This is a genomic window from Metabacillus crassostreae (genome assembly GCF_016908395.1).
Taxonomy (GTDB): Bacteria; Bacillota; Bacilli; order Bacillales; family Bacillaceae; genus Metabacillus; species Metabacillus crassostreae.
Window position 1 is genome coordinate 143058 of record NZ_JAFBDU010000001.1, and the last position, 19650, is coordinate 162707.

A 19650-nucleotide genomic window follows, 5' to 3' on the forward strand; every position below is an offset into this window, starting at 1 on the left:
TCTAACGGGGGGAGATATACATGACTTACAATCAAATACCTAAAGCACAAGGTCTCTACCGTCCTGAATTTGAACATGACGCATGCGGTATCGGTTTATACGCACATCTTAAAGGCCATGCTACACATGATATTGTGAAAAAGGGACTAAATATGCTTTGTCAACTTGACCACAGGGGAGGACAAGGTAGTGATCCTCTAACAGGTGATGGCGCTGGTTTAATGGTGCAAATCCCTGATGCTTTTTTCAAGAAAACTTGCCAGGAAATGACCCTTCCTGAAAGTGGACGATATGGTGTTGGGATGATGTTCTTTTCAAATGATGATAAAGAACGCCAACAAATTGAGGCACAACTAAACAAATTCATTGAAGCAGAAGGACAAATCATATTAGGTTGGAGAGATGTTCCTGTAAATGCTGAAGAGGTTGGACCAGTTGCAAGAATGAGCTGTCCTGTTGTTCGCCAAGTATTTATTGGTGCTAATGATAACATACAAGATAATATTTCCTTTGAACGTAAATTATATGTAATTCGTAAACAAGCAGAAAATTGGGCTAGAGAACGCGAACTACGCTTCTACTTTACAAGTCTATCAAGCAGTACGATTGTTTATAAAGGACTTTTAACTCCTGAACAAGTCGATGCTTTCTATTTAGATTTACAAGATGAAGATTTTGTTTCTGCTTTCTCTTTAGTACACTCAAGATTTAGTACAAACACATTCCCTAGCTGGGAAAGAGCACATCCAAATCGCTACCTTATTCATAATGGTGAAATCAATACACTACGAGGTAACATGAATTGGATGAAAGCAAGAGAGCAACAATTTGTTTCAGAAGCTTTTGGAGAAGATATTCATAAAGTACTACCTATCTTAGACGCTGATGGTAGTGACTCATCTATTTTAGATAATGCATTTGAATTTTTCGTTTTAGCAGGTCGAAAGCCAGCACATGCTGCTATGATGATGATTCCAGAGCCTTGGACTGAAAACCCACATATGAGTCCTGAGAAAAAAGCATTCTATGAATATCACAGCTGCTTAATGGAGCCATGGGATGGACCAACTGCTATTTCTTTCACAAATGGAAAACAAATCGGTGCAATCTTAGATCGTAATGGTCTTCGTCCAGCTCGTTACTATGTAACAAAGGATGACTATATCATTTTCTCTTCTGAAGTTGGAGTTATTGATGTTGAAGAAAGCAATGTATTATATAAGGACCGTTTGAGCCCAGGTAAAATGCTTCTTATTGATTTAGAAGAAGGTAGAATTATCTCTGATAAAGAAATTAAAGAAGAAATGGCAAATGAAGAGCCATATCAACAATGGTTAGATGAACAGCTTGTTAAATTGGATAATCAATCAGCAGTATTAGCAGAAGAGGTTGTTTCAGATATTCCTGAGCGCCAAGCAGCTTTTGGATATACGTACGAAGATATTCAAAAATATCTGTTACCGATTATTACAGAAGGAAAAGATCCTCTTGGTTCTATGGGGAATGATTCACCACTTGCTGTTCTATCTGATCGCCCACAATCATTGTTTAACTATTTTAAACAGTTATTTGCACAAGTAACCAATCCTCCTATCGATGCTATTAGAGAGCAGATTGTTACATCAACAATGACATTACTAGGATCTGAAGCTAATATTCTTCACCCTGGTAAAGAAAACGCTAGAAGAATTCAATTAGATTCTCCTGTTCTTTCTAATGATCATTTAGCACAATTACGCTTAAATATTAACCCAGGCTTTAAATGCAAAACAATTCATGCATTATTTACAGAAGATTTAGAGTCTTCTATTAATGAAATATGTGCAGAATCTGATAATGCTATAGCGAATGGTGTAAATATTATTATCCTTTCTGATCGTTTAATGAATGCAGAAAAAGCTGCTATACCAGCACTTTTAGCAGTAGGAGCTTTACATCAACATCTTGTGCGTCAAGGAACTCGTTCTAAAGCAAGTATTGTTATTGAATCAGGTGAGGTTAGAGAGGTTCATCACTTTGCTGCGTTAATTGGTTATGGTGTGGATGCAATTAACCCATATCTTGCTTTTGCAACATATAAAGAAGCAATTCTTGACGGAAGTTTAAAATATAACTATGAAGAAGTTGTTGCAAAATACATTAAAGGTGTTACTGAAGGTGTAGTAAAAGTAATGTCTAAAATGGGGATCTCAACTGTTCAAAGTTATCGAGGAGCTCAAATTTTTGAAGCTGTTGGAATTAGTCAACAGGTTATTGATAAATACTTTACTGGAACAGCGTCACAGCTTGATGGTATCGATTTAGCTACAATTGCTAAAGAAGCAAAATTACGTCATGAAGATGCATACTCAGAAAAGATTGATAAAACATTAGATTCAGGTAGTGACTTCCAATGGAGAAAAAATGGTGAGCATCATGCATTTAACCCAACAACAATCCATACTCTTCAATGGGCTTGTCGCAAAAATGATTATGAGTTATTTAAGAAATACTCTTATTCAGCAAACGAAGAAAGAATTGGTTTCTTGCGTAACTTATTTACACTTAAGAGTAATAGAGAGTCAATCTCAATTGATGAGGTTGAATCAGTCGACTCAATTGTAAAACGTTTTAAAACTGGTGCTATGTCTTTCGGATCATTAAGTAAAGAAGCTCATGAAACACTAGCTATCGCGATGAACCGTTTAGGTGGGAAAAGTAACAGCGGTGAAGGTGGAGAGGATCCAAATCGTTTTACTGCTGATCAAAATGGTGATTTACGTCGAAGTGCAGTTAAGCAAATTGCATCAGGTAGATTTGGAGTAAAGAGTCATTATTTAGTAAACGCCGATGAACTACAAATTAAAATGGCTCAAGGTGCAAAACCTGGAGAAGGTGGACAGTTACCTGGAAATAAAGTATATCCTTGGGTAGCGGATGTACGTGGCTCTACACCTGGTGTGGGATTGATTTCACCTCCACCTCATCATGACATTTATTCTATTGAAGATTTAGCACAGCTTATTCATGATCTGAAGAATTCAAATCGTGATGCACGCATAAGTGTTAAATTGGTAGCAAAAGCTGGTGTCGGTACAATTGCAGCTGGTGTTGCAAAAGGTGCTGCAGATGTAATTGTTATTAGTGGCTATGATGGTGGTACTGGTGCATCTCCTAAAACGAGTATTAAACACACTGGATTACCGTGGGAGCTTGGTTTAGCAGAAGCACATCAAACACTAATGTTAAACGGTCTTCGTGATCGTGTTGTGTTAGAAACTGATGGAAAGCTAATGACTGGTCGTGACGTTGCTATGGCAGCTATTTTAGGTGCTGAGGAATATGGTTTTGCAACAGCTCCACTTGTTGTTATGGGATGTATTATGATGCGTGTGTGTCATTTAGATACTTGTCCAGTAGGTGTTGCTACTCAAAATCCGGAGTTACGCGATAAGTTTGCAGGAGATCCAGATCATATCGTAAATTATATGAGATTTGTAGCACAAGAAGTACGTGAAATTATGGCTGAACTTGGCTTCAAAACGATGGAAGAAATGGTTGGAAGTACAGATGTACTTGAAGTAAGTGAACGAGCAAAAGAACATTGGAAAGCGAAGCACTTAGATTTAACAACTCTTTTATACCAACCTGAAGGAGCACGAACAGCTAAAATTAAGCAAAATCATAAAATTGATCAATCTCTTGATATGGTTGAAATATTACCTACGGTTGCAGATGCAATTGAAACAGGTACTCCAATAGATGCGTCATTTAATATAAAAAATATAAATCGTGTTGCAGGTACGATTGTTGGTAGTGAAATTTCAAAGCGTTATGGTGAAGAAGGTCTACCAGAAGATACTATTACACTAAGATTCACTGGTTCTGCTGGTCAAAGTTTTGGAGCATTTGTACCAAAAGGTATAACAATGCACTTAACTGGAGATTCAAATGATTATCTAGGAAAAGGTTTATCTGGTGGAAAGATTATTGTTAAGCCATCAGCTGACTCAACAATTGTGCCATCTGATAATGTCATCATTGGTAATGTACCATTCTATGGTGCAACAAGTGGTGAAGCTTATATCAATGGTCATGCAGGTGAACGTTTTGGCGTTCGTAACAGTGGTGTGAATGTTGTTGTTGAAGGTGTTGGAGATCATGGTTGTGAATATATGACTGGTGGTCGTGTTGTAATCCTTGGAGAAGTTGGTAAAAACTTTGGTGCAGGGATGTCTGGAGGAATTGCTTATATCCTTACTGACAATAAAGAAGAATTCAAAGCATTATGTAATGATGAAATGATTGAATTTGAGAGTTTAGTAGATGACCAGGAAATTAACTTTTTACAAGGTATGATTCAAAATCATTTAGCTTATACAGATAGCGCTAAAGCAAGTTCGATACTTGCAAATTGGGAAGAATCAATTACTAGATTTGTAAAAGTAATTCCGAAAGATTATAAACGTATGATGAATCGTATTGCTGAGCAAATGGAAGCTGGCTTAACAAATGATGAAGCAATTATGAGTGCGTTTGAAGCAAATGCAAAATCTGAAAAAAAAGAACCAGCAGCAAAATCAGCTCGTTCAAAAGCAGTAGTACAGTAGAAAGGGGAGAGGAAGATGGGGAAAGCAACAGGATTTTTAGAGTTTAAGCGTGAAGAGGCGGCCGAACGTGACCCTCTCAAACGTTTAAATGACTGGAAAGAGTATTCAGCTCCTTTCTCTGAGGAAAAGTTAAGCAGACAAGGAGCACGCTGCATGGATTGCGGCACTCCTTTCTGTCACATTGGAACTGAAATTAATGGTTTTACCTCTGGTTGTCCAATTCATAACTTAATTCCTGAGTGGAATGATTTAGTTTATCGTGGAAGATGGAGAGAAGCATTAGATCGTTTAATGAAAACGAATAATTTCCCTGAATTCACGGGTAGAGTATGTCCAGCACCATGTGAGGGTTCTTGTAACGTAGCAATCAATGACCCTGCTGTCACAATTAAAAATATTGAAAAAGCAATCATAGAAAAAGGCTTTGAAAATGGTTGGATAACGCCTAGAATTCCTGAGAAGCGTACAGGGAAGAAGGTTGCAATTGTTGGTTCTGGTCCTGCTGGTTTAGCAGCTGCAGATCAATTGAATCAAGTAGGTCATTCTGTAACTGTATACGAACGTGCAGACAGACCAGGTGGCTTATTAACATATGGTATTCCTAATATGAAGCTTGATAAAGGTATTGTAGAGCGTCGTATAAACTTATTGACACAAGAAGGAATTACTTTTGTTACGAATACTGAAGTAGGTAAGGATATTACATCTGAAGAACTTCGTGAACAGTATGACTCAATTATTCTTTGTGTAGGTGCTCAAAAGCAACGTGATCTTGTTATTGAAGGACGCGAAGCAAAGGGTGTTCATTTTGCAATGGACTATCTAACTGATGTGACAAAGAGCTATTTAAATACAAATTTTGAAGATGGTCATTTCATCAATGCTAAGGGTAAGGATGTTATTGTTATTGGTGGAGGAGACACTGGTGCAGACTGTGTGGCAACAGCACTTCGTCAAGAATGTAATAGCGTTGTTCAGTTTGGTAAACATCCTAAATTACCAATGTCTCGTAAAAAAGAAAATATGTGGCCAGAATCTCCACATGTTTTTACAATGGAATATGCATATGAGGAAGCTAAAGCTAAATTTGGTGATGATCCTCGTCAATATTGCATTCAAACAACAAAACTAGTTTCAGATGAAAATGGGAACTTAAAAGAGCTTCATACGATCAATATGGAGAAATTAAAAGATGAAAATGGTTTATACTATTTCAAAGAAATTCCAGGATCTGAAAAAGTATGGCCTGCACAACTAGTATTTATTGCAATTGGTTTTGAAGGTGCAGATCAACCTGTATTAAAACAGTTTAATGTTGATACAACAGCTCGTAATGTTGTTGCTGCAAAATACGGTGACTTCCGTACAAACATTGAAGGCGTATATGCTGCTGGTGATGCACGACGTGGTCAAAGCTTAATTGTTTGGGCAATTAACGAAGGTCGTGAAGTTGCACGTGAAGTAGATCGTGCTTTAATGGGAAGTACAGTTTTAGTATAACCATATAAAATTAATATGAATGAGAACAAGACCTATAGTGTGACTATAGGTCTTTTTTTAGGCTCTTTTCTGAAAGATTGTTGCTATGTAACCAAAATATTTGCAGTAGAAACAATGTATTTTCGCATAACCTACTATTTTGTGAAGAAAAGATGCCAATAGACATAATACAAAGCTGATTTCTTCTGGTATATATAAGCAACAAAGAATGGTAGTAGAGATATAATGGAAGTAGCATAAATGACTATATAACTTAAATGAAAAATACTATAATAATGAAGATGAATAATAGTTTACTTGGAAAAAGTGAGACATAATTATTCACGTTAATGTTTTGCAATAAAGGAGAGCAGCATGACAAATAAATTTAGACTTCTTTTTATTTATATAGTATTCAGTTCAATATGGATAGTTGTTACTGACAATATAATTGTTTATTTAAATTTACCAAAAGAAATCCTAATAGTATTTCAAAATATTAAAGGGTTTATTTTTGTACTAATTACAAGTTGTTTTATTTATTATTTGGTATTAAAAAAAGAAGCATATGAAAGTGAAAAAGAAGAAAATAATAAATTAACTATTCTAATTAATTCAATGGTGGATTTTGTAAATTTTAAGGATGGAAATGGGAAATGGATCGAAGCAAATGATTTTGCATTAAAGCTCTTTCAATTAGAAGGAATAGATTTTCGTGGAAAAACAGACTCTGAGCTAGCTCAATTTACAGATTTTTATGGAGATGCATTAAGGTATTGTGAAATATCTGATGAACAAGCATGGAAACATGGAAAACCAAGTCGATATATTGAAGAAATTCCGATGCCAGATGGTACATTAAAGACTTTTGATACGATTAAAATTCCAAGCTTTCATGAAAATGGTGAGAGAAAAGAATTAGTTGTTATGGGAAGAGATGTTACTGAAAAAGTTTTCGCTGAAAAGAAGTTGGCTGAAAGTGAACAAAAATATAAATCACTATTTGAATTTAATCCTGAGCTTGTTTATATGGTCGATATTCAAGGAAGATTAACAAATGCTAATGATCATTTTTATCGATACACAGGAAATGAGCTTGACAGCTATCTTTATAAATCGATTCTTCCAATTATATCTGAAAAAGATCGTCCAAAAGTGCTAAGGGCTTTTTTAGAAGTTATTCATACTAACAAGCCTTGGATTAATGAGGAAATTGAAATAGTGACAAAAGAAAATGTAAAAAAGGTTCTCCGATGTACAGCAGTTCCGATGATTATCAATGATGAGATCGTTGGAGCAATTGGTTATGCAACAGACATAACAAAAGAAAAAGAAACAGAAGAATTACTAAGAAAAACAGAGAAATTATCAGTAGTCGGCGAGCTTGCAGCAAGTGTGGCACATGAGATAAGAAATCCGTTAACATCGATAAAAGGCTTTATCCAAATGATTCAATCTACTCAGATGAAAACTGAAAATGAATTATATTACAAAATAATGTTAGATGAGCTTGAACGAATTAATATCATAGCAAGTGAACTATTAGTATTGGCTAAGCCTCAACAAATCCAATTTCAAGTAAAAGATATAAATATGATTCTTACAGATGTTAAGTCTTTATTAGAATCAGAAGCAAATTTACATGGTGTTACTTTAAAAGTGGAAACAGATGTTCATTTACCTAAAATTGAGTGTGAACCTAATCAGTTAAAACAGCTTTTTATCAACTTAATTAAAAACTCAATTGAAGCTTCTGCTAAAAATATCACTATTTCTGTTTCCATATTTGATGTCCAATCAATTTGTTTAATTTTTACAGATGATGGCTGTGGCATTGAGGAAGAGCGAGTAAAACATTTGGGTGAACCTTTTTATTCAATGAAGGAGAAAGGAACTGGTCTGGGGTTAACAGTTAGCTATAGAATCGCTGAATTTCATAACGGAGAAATAAAGTTTTCCAGTAAAATCAATCACGGAACAATTGTTAAGGTTATACTTCCGATAAAAAGATAAAAGATGATTTTCCTCACTCACGCACTTACCAACAATTTCGAACTGGGGAAAATCGAAATCAAAGCTTTTGTACCTTATTTAAAGAATCAAGCTCTCCTATAGAATTGACTAATGAAGTTAGTATTCAATTCAAGGATTGTGTGGTTCTTTTTTATTTTATTTAAATTATCATTCATTTTAGAAAAATACACACATTTTCTGAAGAATCTGATAAAATATAAGAAAGTTGCGTTTAGGAAAAATTCTTGAACTTACTTAAAGATTTTATGTCTATGCAAATGAGAAGGAGGGATTGAATTGGAGAGGTCAAGTGAATTAAAGAAATTTGACAAGAGGTTTGTTAAAAAGCGCCTCATCAGGTTCTTTCAAACTGTTATCCCGATATTCATCGCATTCTCAATATTGGTCTTAATTCAGCAATACACATGAAAAAGGTTTTTGATTAAGAAATTGACCGGGGTAAAATAAATTTATTTATTGTGGAATATTTAATTTATTATGCAAAAAATTATACGAAAACCACATTATTTAAGGCTCTTATCTGAAAGATTTTTACTATAACCAAAATACGCAGTAGAAACAGTGTAAAAGATGCCACTAGACTTAATACAATGCTCGGGTATATATAAGCAAAAAAGTTTTCGGAAAACGGCCTTATTAAAACAGTCACTAAAATTTCTTTTTACAGTATATTAATGTGTGTGAAAAAATAATAAGGAGCTGCTATATGTGATTAACTATTACTGTCAGCCTATGTATCAGCCTGTATACTATGGAAACCTAAGTTTCATCAACCATTCCCCAGCATATGTTGCTACAAATCATTATAAGTCTAATCCAAGTCGACAATATCCTGATGTGGACTCTACAATTTTGGAAAAATCTGCTAAATCAATGAGGGATATAATGAAGGAAGCAAGTATTGTATTAAACAAATTGGCTGATTCCAAATCATTTGCAAATAAAGTGATGTATGCAGCCCAACATTCAGATATGACAGAGGTAGAACGCCTTATTCAATCAACAGGCATTACATCTAAGGTGAAAACAACCTTTAATCCAGATGGAATTATGCTGAAGTTGTCGTCAAGTATTGAAAATGTAGAGTGCTGTCATTTAACAATATCACTAAGGTGGTTGTAAACAATCAATCGAAAAATAATAACTTAACAAGTATGAGCAGAAGTGAAATTTATACCTTCAGATGAATGACAAAGATCTAATAAATGAGATTAATTACACTTTTAAGTTATATAGCTACTGCTCACTTGTTTGGCTAAATTCAATATATTTCCTTAATTTGCATATTATAGATTGAAGTCTGTTAAAATCGGGATATAATAGAATATGTTAATTATATTTTAAGAAGTAATCTATTTTTATTGTAACTTTATTGAAGTTTTAAAAGCCAGAGGGTTTACTAGTATTGTTGAATATTGCTTATTTTAAGACGGAGGATTATTAACTTATGGCAGGAGAAACAATATTTATTATAGATGATGATTTAGATTTGAAATCTATTTTACGAATGTATCTTGTAAAAGAAGGATATAGGGTAATAACTTCAGCTGTTGGGATTGACGCTGTTAAATTAGTAGATTTACATAAACCTAGATTAATTATCTTAGATATCTTACTTCCTGATATTGATGGATATGAAGTTTGTCGACTACTTCGTCAAAAAACGAATGCACCAATCTTATTTGTAAGCTCTAAAGAAGAAGATTTTGATAAGATATTAGCACATAAAATTGGGGGAGACGATTATATCACAAAGCCATTTAGCCCTGCAGTATTAGTTGCAAAGGTACAAGCACATTTACGAAGAAGCACTGCAGGATTTCAGCATGATTATGTGCAAACTTCAAAAGTGGAAAAATCAATTCTCATCTTTCAAGATCTATACATTGATAAAATAAGCTGTACAGTTAAGGTGAAAAATAGACATATCACACTGTCAGCGAAGGAATTTCAACTGCTTTGCTTACTAGCTGAGAATCCAAATCGTGTTTTTAATGTAGAGCAAATCTTTGATATGATTTGGGGAGAAGATAGCTTGGGTGATTATAGAACCGTTATGGTCCACATCAGTAATCTTAGAAAAAAGATTGAACCAAATCCATCTGAACCTATTTATATCTTAACGCTTAGGGGTATGGGCTATAAATTTAAAGCTTCTGATCAATAGAAGGATATGATTTCAAAAAGAAGATAATCTCCTCTTTAGTGATTCCCATTTCTAAAGCTTCTTGTATAAGAGCTGTCCATTCACAATCAAGTTCCGCAAACTTATATGGTGGAAGTACAGGATTCATTTAACCCCTCCTAAAAATTAGATATGTGATTAGAATACTTGAAGTTCTATAAATCTATCTTAAAGATTGCTAAAGATTAGTTAAAGTTTTTAGGTTATATAGTAGGTAAAGGTGGTTACATTTAGATGGTAACAATACAGAATGTTAAATCATTAGAAATTGTAGCAAATCTTCAATTATCAACTTTTTATTACGGATACTCGACTATTTACAATCAAAAAGTGCTTATAAAATTAATTAAATCAAATTCACATTCCTATTTAGAGAAAGCTAACAAAGAGATTAATATTTTAAAAGAGATAAAAATAACAGAGGCACTGCAGCCATTGAGTGTTGAGGAAGGCGGGATAATAACAATTTACAGATATACACCTGCACTACCTTTACGAAATATTATTGAAAAAAGTCAATCAATTGATGAATTTCTGGAATTCTCAATTAAATTAACCTCTACAGTTGGGAAATTACATAAACAGAATTATATCCATTGTAACCTTTCACCCTCAACCATTTTTTTTGACCCAATATCTAAGCATATAAAACTTACCGGCTTTCAGTATAGTAGAAACTTAGGGACAAAAGAAATCACTCCTTACATTAATGATGTTAATTTAGAGCTTCCATATATCTCCCCTGAACAAACAGGAAGAATGAATAGACCTCTTGACTATCGATCAGATCTATATTCATTAGGAGTCATATTTTATGAATTACTTACGAAACGGACACCATTTTATGCAAATACCTCAATTGAATGGTATCAAAGTCATTTAACAAAACAACCTCCGCATCTTAGTGAAATTAATCAACAGATCCCTAATTCTTTGGCAGAAATCATTTTAAAGCTTCTTAATAAATCACCAGATGAACGATACCAAAGTGTTAACTCCTTAAAGGAAGAATTATTAAGCTTTAAACAATTACGGGAAAAAGGTATGTCAGATTTGTTTTTTATTAGCAACAGCAATACCACTTCCCCCATGTTTTTAAATCAATTAATTGGAAGACAAGAGGAGCTAGAGCAAATAAGGTCAATAAATAATATTGTGGAAAAGGGAAAATCTCAAATTTTATTAATTGCAGGGGAATCAGGTACTGGTAAAACTGCATTGGTAGAAGAATTTAAACATGAGCTTAAAGGTAAGCCAAGTTATTTTATTGATGGTAAATTTGATTTACTTGTTAAAAATTATCCGTACAGTGGTATTTTAGATGCAATAAAAATTTTACTGAAAAAGATATTAATCGAAAATAATGTGAAGAAGAGATGGTCTAAACTAATTCAGGAGGAGCTATCCTCTTATCTTCCTATGTTAATCAATGTGTTACCTGAATTAATGTGGATAATAGACATCAACTATGATCCTGTTCCTGGGCATGTAGCTTCTTCTGATACTCAATCACATTTCTATTATATGTTTCAAAAACTCATACGAATATTTGCAAAAAAAGAGCATCCATTAATTCTATTTTTAGATGATATACAATGGGCTGATTCAGCTTCACTGGAGTTAATTGAATATTTGTTATCAAATAAAGAGACTGAATACTTTTATGTTATATGTGCATTTAGACAAAACGAAGTGAAATTAGGACATCAGATTTATCATCTACAAAATAATCTAAGTGAAATAAGGTCTATTAATAAACTGATATTAAAATCCTTAACAGAAAAAGATGTTGTAAAATGGTTGAGAACGATAAACTTTAGTAGTGAAGAAGATCTATCATATATATCAAGCTATACATTGAGAATTACACAAGGTAACCCTTTTTATATTAGACAATTATTTCATGTTTTTATAACTGGAAAAGTAATTGATTATGATGACAGTAATAAGATGTGGACAATTGATAAAAACAGATTGATTTCTACAAATATGCCAGAAGATATTATCACTTATATAGAAAATCGAATTAATATATTGCCGAAGAAAACGCAAAACATACTGAAAATCGCTGCTTGTATTGGAAACATCTTTGATTTGCAAACATTATCAATGGATAGAGATTATGGTTTGACAAAAGCAATTCTTCATAGAGCTATTGAATCAGGATTAGTTATACAACAAGTTTCTAGCAATAATCAAAATCAACATGACCATGGGAAAGAAAAATATAAATTTGTTCATGATCAGATACAAGATACAATCTATTCTTCTATCAATGAAGAAGAGAAAAAAGCTATTCATCTTAAAATCGGTAGATATTTGTTGGCAAATAACAAGAATGATAACTCAAAGTTATTATCTATTTTGTACCACCTTAATTATTCTAAAGAAAATATTTCCGATGAAGAAAAAAGTAACCTTGTTAAAATGAACATTCAGGCAGGGGAGTTTTCCAGAAAATCAGCAGCATTTCAGTCAGCTTTATCATATTTTCTTAATGCGTACGAACTGATGGGAGAACAATGGGAATTACATTATGAGTTGACCTTTGATCTATTTATTCAGCTAGGTGAGGCCTACTATTTAAATAGTCAATTTGAACAATCTGAGTATATATTTGATGTTATTTTAAATAATGCAAAAACTAAGGTCGAGAAACTAAAAATTTATCACCTTAAGATTACGTTATACACTCATGTACATCGTGTTAAAGAAGCTGTTACCACAGGAATAGCTGCATTAAGATTATTTGATGAAAAATTTCCGAGCAAGCCGAATAAACTCGATGTTTTAACAGAGTTAGTACTAGTGAAATTTGCACTACTAGGAAAAAAGCCAAGAGATATACTGACTTTACCTCTTATTACTTCAGAGGAGAAAATTTTAATTCTTAAAACACTTATAAACTTGAATGGACCAACTTATCATGTTGACCAAAATTTATCATCAATATTTATGTTAAGAGCTATGAGAATGACAATGAAGTATGGCTTAACCGAATTTAGTCCACTAGTTTTAAATAATTATGCCTTAATATTAAGTGCTGGATTTAGTAATTTTAATCAATCCTTTGAATTTGGGGAACAAGCTCTTTTATATTCAAAAAAGAACAAAATAATAGATGTTCAAGGTAGAGTGCATTTTGTGTTTGGGAGTTTCGTCAATCATTGGAAGAAGCATATAAAGAATAATATTACGTATCTAGAAAAGTCTCAAAAATTTTGTTTACAGGCTGGAAATATTCATCTAGCTGGAGCTAATAGCTCTTTTATCGTCATTAGCCATTTGATAAATGGGACTCATTTGAATGAGCTAGAAAATATTACAAATAAACAAAAATCTTTTATTTCAGATATTAAATATAAAATATCTGAAGGCTACCTTGCAGAAGTTCTAGAATGGATTAAGCAATTAACAGGAACAAAAAAACATAATTGGGAATTTAAAAAGATAATTGATGATGATTCAGCCAAGATAATGCATTATACAATTCGATTAAAGATGGCCTTTATTTTTGATAATGAAAGCTTTTCATCATTGGTTTTACAGGAGCTTTCATCCTTAGTTACTAAAAGATTAACATTGGTCATTGCCCCTGAATTTTACTTTTATGAAGCACTAGTTCTATTAAGAAGGTATAGAAATGAAGAGCATTTAAAGGTTAGAAATGGGCTTTTTATTAAAATCCTAAAAAGCTACAAAATGCTAGTGAAATACGCTAAACAATCGCCTGACAATTACAAAGGAAAACAATTATTAATTAAAGCAGAGATGTTAGTTATTACAGGTAAGAAAAAATCGGCAATGCAGGTTTATGATGAAGCAATTTTATCATGCGAAACTAGTTCGTTTGTTCACGTTACAGCTATTTGTTATGAATTAGCTGGAAGATTTTATATCGACCAATCTAAGCAAAAGCAAGCTAGCTTTTATTTAACTGAAGCCTATCATTATTTCTTAAAATGGGGAGCGCTAAACAAAGCCAACGAAATGTTATCTGAATATAATCACTATATAAAAAGTTCTCCTTTAGCTCATCAAGTTGGAAATCAATCGATGAAAACCCAGGAAATAAACGCTGTTTATCATGCTGCTCAAATTTTATCGGGTGAAGTTCAAATTAATTCGTTATTAGAAAAGCTTATGACAATAACAATAACTAATACTGGTGCAACAAAAGGAACAATTTTATTAAAAAAAGATGATGAAATAGCTGTTGAAGTTCAATCACAACAGATAAATCAGCTAAAAGAACAACATTTTTCAAAAAGTATCGTTCAATTTGTTTTTAGAACGGGACAAATAGTACAGTTAGACAATGCTAGTCATCACTCTATTTTTCAAGAAGATCAATATATAAAAGAAACAAATGCAAAATCAGTTATTTGTTTGCCAATAACTTACAATCAGGAAATGAAAGGTATTCTTTATTTAGAAAATGAACAGGTTTCACATGTATTTACTGAGGAACAAGTGAAATTTCTTAAGCTTTTATCAACTCAGGCTGCCATTTCAATTGAAAATGCTAATTTATATCACGATTTAGAAGACAAAGTGAAAGAACGAACCATTGAACTTGAACATGCTAAAAATGAACTACTAGAAGCTAATGAGCAAGTCGCATTTGCAGAAGAAAGAAGGAGAGACTTGTTGTCAAATATCTCTCATGACCTAAAAGCTCCTATTGCAAGTGTACAGGGGTATATGGAAGCAATTTTAGATGGGTTTGCTAAAACGGAAGAAAAAAGAAATGAATATATACGAAATAGTATAACCAGAATTAAAAGTCTAAATATACTTATCCATGATTTATTTGATTTAACACAACTAGAAAATGGTCAATTATCGTTCAGCTTTGATTATGTCAGAATAGACCTGTTGTTAAAAAAGATCAAAAAATCGTATGAATATGAAGTGTCTAAAAAGGGATTGAAGCTGCAGCTACAAATAGAGGAAGTTACTGAAGGTGACTATCCACTTATTGAAGTAGATTATGAACGAATGAAGCAAGTGTTTACCAATTTAATAACAAACGCTGTCAAACATACAGAAGAGGGCGGAATTGAATTATGTTTAATTATTGAGAAGCAGCATGTTCTTATTTCATGTTCTGATACTGGTTCAGGGATTGAGCAAGACGATTTACCGTATATTTTTGACAGGAATTTCACAGTGTCAAATCACCGATCGCTAAAAGGTAATGGATTAGGCTTGTCAATAAGTAAAGAAATCATTAAGAAGCACAAAGGACATATTTGGGCTGAAAGTAAAATTGGAACAGGAACAACAATTTTTATAAAATTACCAATTGTTGATGTGAAAGAAATTTGAATTGGTTAAGTCATAAATCACCTTATTTTTTGCATAACATTTAGTTTTCATGAATAAAGTCAAATTAATACTCATGAAAATGATGTGAAGAAAGGGATGATGATATGCCAAGTGAATTACATCAAATACGTGTTAAGCTACCTATTCATTCTATTTGGAATTTTGTAAGTGTTATGGACCATTGGGCACCTCTTGTTCCAGGTTATATAGACCATGAAACGCTAAATTCAACAGATTCGATTTGGAAATTTAAAAGTGACTTTGGGTTAATTAAAAAGAAGGTGGAGCTTCGAGTTGAAATAACTAGTTGGGAAGAGCCTAATAAAGTGACATTTAATCTTTATGGGATTAACGAAAAAATTTCTGGACATGGTTATTTTCTGGCTGAAGAAATAAATTCAGAGGAAACAATGATGAATGGATTTTTAGATTTATCATCAGAAGCTGCTATGTCTAAAATGATTAATGCTAAATTGAAGAAAAATATAAAAGAAATGACACAAGACTTAACAACAGCAATAGCAACTAGGATTCAAGAACTCGAGGAAGTAAAATAAAATGAAAGCTACATTTTGAGCATCCTTTTTTGAGGGTGTTTTTTTGTTGTTTAGGAGATAACAATAACGTACTGTAGATTAGTGCTTTGACAGCCAATGCCAGTCTTTTCATTAGATTCACAATGAAAAAGAGAATACAATTTTCCCCATGAATAATAAGGAAAACTCAAGAGCCAGTTATCCTAAAGCGAGATTTTTCCTAGGTCATAATGGAAATTGGAAGAAATAGGCGTCTTCTTTTCTATATATTTTTAATGCTTCTCGATGCTGTTCGAGGCTCTTGTGCTTTTGTTTCAAGATAGTTAGTTTTTTTGAATAAGACGTATTTATTACATTTTTAGCAGAATAATAAGCAAAGTAGCCTAACAATTGATCAAAAAATTCAATTGAAAATTCACAAAATTTAGGGGGACTTGACTTTGCGCAAGGGCATAATTACTTTGCTGATTATATTCGTTATGCTAACAGGAATCATTATTTTTTTAACAATTGTCGAACCAGAATATGCCTATGTTCCACCAAATGAGAAGGTTGTAAATAGTGAAGACAAGGATTTAAATAAGTTTCATCAGGTTTCATTTATTCAAAATGAAGATCAAGATAAGTTAATTGAAAAAGGCAAGGGTTTCTTTTATCAAGATACATTTGGAAATGAGGTTTTCTTTACAGACATTATGGGAATGTTTGACGGAGCTTTTTCTTTTCCTACTATAACAAAAGCCATTATTAAATTAAATGGAAAAGGTACAGATAATTTAATGGTCGAATCTGCACAGAAAGTTAAGATTGGAGATCGAATAATTGAAAAGGGTGAATTAATTGAGACTGGATTAGATGTTCCAAAGGGTGCTTATGTTCCTTTAGGTGTAAAGTTTAAATATGATGAAGGAAATATTAAGGCAGGCATTAGCTGTGCATTATGCCATGCTACTGTAAATCAAAGTGGTAAAGTTGTTCAAGGAATTTCAAATAATGATCTTGATATTGGCCTAATGTTAGCGTTAGCGACAAATACAGCCTCTTATTTTACACATACTGAGATGGAAAGTATTAAACAATTTATTAAAGATGAAAACCGTGTGATTGAAAATTCAAAAGGGGATATTGAGGCTCTTCCTAATATGGAACAACTTGAAGAATTTGTTGATCGTGAAGTGATGAAATGGCCGAAAGGGAGCATCGATACAACAATTGATTTTAAGAATAATCCTATTCAAACTATTGATGTATTTACAAAAGGTGATCAACCTTATGGATGGAGTGGACAAGGTCAAATTGGACCATTTAAAGGGTTAAGTGCAGCAATTAACAATGCACATTCACAAAATATGGATTCAGTATCACAAACAGCAATAAGTAACGAAGTATTAAATATTGATAAGGAATTATATCTGGCAATTCTTCTTCAAAATGCAGCAAATGAAAAATACCGATATGATCCTAAGACGGGTGTAAAACCTAGTGAATTTTTTTCAAAAGTTGATCCAACTCCTGGTGCTGACGGAGTTAACAAACTAATTCCATCCTCGACTTATCCTAAAGCATCTTACATGACAAGTGTTGGATTGTTTTCAAGCTCAGATGGACTTAGGGCGTGGGAGCAACAAAATGCGATGTCGGCATTCATGAATACATTAGAGCCACCAAAAACAGGGCTAAAAGCAACATCTACAACAAGTAGAGCAGAGGGAAGAATTGTTTTTGAAAATGCAGGTTGCATTTCCTGTCATGGTGGGACATATTTAACAAATAACAAGGTTATACCTTCTGAAGAAATTAAAACAGATAATTCTAGAGCTATGGGGTTTAAGAAATTAGAGAATTTTTTTACAACGCCTACTATATATGATCCTGAAACACCAGTACCATTGCCGGAAAACCCTATTATTAAAGAAGTTCCAATGACAAAAGAACAAGAACAACAGCTAAGACTTGGTTGGGCCTTTGGTGGGTCAGAAGGTGGATATAAAACCATAAGTTTATATGGTCTATATTGGAGTGCACCATATCTTCATGATGGTGGTGTGGCTGTTGGACCAAATATTGAAAAAGATATCGGAGTCCCAGGAACTATTTTCAAAGGAATAAAGCCGTCAGCAAGAAATAGTCTACTTGCAATGATTGATTCTAATTTACGAAAAAAAGTTATCAATGAAAATAAAAAAAATGAAAAATTAAGAACAGCACATGTCAGTGGAAAAGGACATGAATATTGGGTTGATTCTTCAACAGGCTTTTCTAAAGAAGAACAGCAAGCATTAATAGATTATTTACTAAAGGTCACTGATTAAGCTAAAGGGGTAAAGGAATGAAGGCTGTCACATACCAAGGATTCATGGATGTCAAAGTAAAGGATGTTTCAGAACCTATAATAAAGAATTCGGATGATATTATTGTAAAAATAACTCATTCTTCAATTTGTGGATCAGATCTTCACTTTTACCATGGAATGATTCCAAGCTTACAAAAAGGATCGATTATTGGTCATGAAGCAATAGGAATTGTTCATGAAATTGGAGAAGGTGTTTCAAAAGTAAGTAAAGGTGATAAAGTAGTGATTCCTTACAATATAGCTTGTGGTGTTTGTGATAATTGTAAAAATTATTTAGAAAGTCAGTGTATGGTTGCAAATGTAGAAGGAGAAATAGGTGCTTGCTATGGGTGCTCAAGATTATACGGTGACTATAGTGGCAGTCAAGCAGAATATGTCAGAGTGCCCTTTGCCAATTTTACTCCTTATGTTGTACCAGCTCATAATACAATAACCGATGAAGAATTACTTCTATTAACTGATGCTCTACCCACAGCTTATTGGGGAATTACACAATCAGGAATGAAAAAAGGTGATACAGTTATCGTAATAGGCTGTGGTCCTATTGGTTTGTTAACACAAAAGCTAGCATGGTTATATGGGGCCAAGAGAGTTATTGCTGTTGATCGTATTCCTTATCGAATTGAACATTCAATTAGGTGGAATAAAACCGAAGGATATAACATAGATCAAGAAGATTTACTTTCTGATGTTATAAGAGATATAACAAATGGCGGAGCAGATATAGTAATTGATTGTGTTGGTATGAGTGGTAAAATGACAGCAATAGAAATGCTCGAAACAGCGCTTCAACTTCAAGGTGGAGCACTTGGGACAATAGAGTTCGCTAGTCAAGTTGTTAAAATAGGAGGAACTATTCAATTGGTCGGTATTTATGGCTTAAGATATAATCAATTTCCATTAGGAGATTTTTTCGCCAGAAATATTACCATCAAAATGGGACTTGCACCTGCTGTTCATAATGTGCCGTTATTATATAACTTATTGCAAAAGCAGCAGCTAAATACAAAGGATATTATCACACATTCATTTCCTCTTACAGAAGCTGAACATGCTTATCGGATTTTTAATCGTCGTAAAGAAAATTGCTTAAAAATTATTTTAAAGCCATAGTAATTTAACCCTAATGTAAATCCAAAGCAA

General features: G+C 33.2%; 10 protein-coding genes. 9 read left to right on the plus strand and 1 reads right to left on the minus strand.

Annotated features, from left to right (window positions below):
• Nucleotides 1-20 precede the first annotated feature (20 nt).
• The 5 genes from gltB (at nucleotide 21) to JOC75_RS00840 (ending at nucleotide 10269) form a co-directional block, all read left to right on the plus strand.
• Entirely contained in the window at nucleotides 21-4589 is a 4569-nt protein-coding gene (gltB, locus tag JOC75_RS00820) for a glutamate synthase large subunit (RefSeq protein WP_204952239.1), read from the plus strand.
• A gap of 15 nt (nucleotides 4590-4604) precedes the next feature.
• Nucleotides 4605-6089 carry a glutamate synthase small subunit gene (gltD, locus tag JOC75_RS00825; protein WP_204952240.1) on the plus strand — a complete coding sequence of 495 codons (1485 nt, stop codon included), beginning with the start codon at nucleotides 4605-4607 and terminating at the stop codon, nucleotides 6087-6089.
• A gap of 354 nt (nucleotides 6090-6443) precedes the next feature.
• Nucleotides 6444-8081, plus strand: coding sequence for a PAS domain-containing sensor histidine kinase (locus JOC75_RS00830; protein ID WP_204952241.1), 1638 nt, complete (start codon nucleotides 6444-6446; stop codon nucleotides 8079-8081).
• 729 nt (nucleotides 8082-8810) lie between these two features.
• A complete protein-coding gene (locus JOC75_RS00835) occupies nucleotides 8811-9224 on the plus strand; it encodes a YuzC family spore coat inner layer protein (protein ID WP_204952242.1) in 414 nt (137 codons plus the stop codon).
• 325 nt (nucleotides 9225-9549) lie between these two features.
• Nucleotides 9550-10269 (plus strand): response regulator transcription factor, encoded by a 720-nt coding sequence (locus tag JOC75_RS00840; protein WP_204952243.1) that lies wholly within the window; start codon nucleotides 9550-9552, stop codon nucleotides 10267-10269.
• On the opposite strand, the gene JOC75_RS00845 is transcribed toward JOC75_RS00840, so the two are convergent.
• Nucleotides 10250-10396: an anti-repressor SinI family protein gene (locus JOC75_RS00845; protein WP_204952244.1), complete on the minus strand. Its 147-nt coding sequence runs from the start codon at nucleotides 10394-10396 to the stop codon at nucleotides 10250-10252. The genes JOC75_RS00840 and JOC75_RS00845 overlap by 20 nt on opposite strands.
• A gap of 125 nt (nucleotides 10397-10521) precedes the next feature.
• Here JOC75_RS00845 and JOC75_RS00850 point away from each other — a divergent pair, with 125 nt between their 5' ends.
• The 4 genes from JOC75_RS00850 (at nucleotide 10522) to JOC75_RS00865 (ending at nucleotide 19620) form a co-directional block, all read left to right on the plus strand.
• A complete protein-coding gene (locus JOC75_RS00850; protein ID WP_204952245.1) occupies nucleotides 10522-15618 on the plus strand; it encodes an AAA family ATPase in 5097 nt (1698 codons plus the stop codon).
• A 104-nt stretch (nucleotides 15619-15722) separates the two neighbouring features.
• Nucleotides 15723-16175, plus strand: a complete 453-nt coding sequence (locus tag JOC75_RS00855) for an SRPBCC family protein (RefSeq protein WP_204952246.1) — start codon at nucleotides 15723-15725, stop codon at nucleotides 16173-16175.
• Between the two features lie 419 nt (nucleotides 16176-16594).
• Complete coding sequence (locus JOC75_RS00860; protein ID WP_239589228.1) at nucleotides 16595-18466, plus strand: electron transport protein; 1872 nt, start codon at nucleotides 16595-16597, stop codon at nucleotides 18464-18466.
• Nucleotides 18467-18483: 17 nt separating this feature from the next.
• Nucleotides 18484-19620 (plus strand): alcohol dehydrogenase catalytic domain-containing protein, encoded by a 1137-nt coding sequence (locus JOC75_RS00865; RefSeq protein WP_204952248.1) that lies wholly within the window; start codon nucleotides 18484-18486, stop codon nucleotides 19618-19620.
• Nucleotides 19621-19650 lie beyond the last annotated feature (30 nt).

What these genes read in the sequence shown, in the direction of transcription:
- gltB (WP_204952239.1), top strand. Translation starts at nt 21, where the DNA reads ATGACTTACAATCAAATACCTAAAGCACAAGGTCTCTACCGTCCTGAA.
- gltD (WP_204952240.1), top strand. Translation starts at nt 4,605, where the DNA reads ATGGGGAAAGCAACAGGATTTTTAGAGTTTAAGCGTGAAGAGGCGGCC.
- JOC75_RS00830 (WP_204952241.1), top strand. Translation starts at nt 6,444, where the DNA reads ATGACAAATAAATTTAGACTTCTTTTTATTTATATAGTATTCAGTTCA.
- JOC75_RS00840 (WP_204952243.1), top strand. Translation starts at nt 9,550, where the DNA reads ATGGCAGGAGAAACAATATTTATTATAGATGATGATTTAGATTTGAAA.
- JOC75_RS00845 (WP_204952244.1), bottom strand. Translation starts at nt 10,396, where the DNA reads ATGAATCCTGTACTTCCACCATATAAGTTTGCGGAACTTGATTGTGAA.
- JOC75_RS00850 (WP_204952245.1), top strand. Translation starts at nt 10,522, where the DNA reads ATGGTAACAATACAGAATGTTAAATCATTAGAAATTGTAGCAAATCTT.
- JOC75_RS00855 (WP_204952246.1), top strand. Translation starts at nt 15,723, where the DNA reads ATGCCAAGTGAATTACATCAAATACGTGTTAAGCTACCTATTCATTCT.
- JOC75_RS00865 (WP_204952248.1), top strand. Translation starts at nt 18,484, where the DNA reads ATGAAGGCTGTCACATACCAAGGATTCATGGATGTCAAAGTAAAGGAT.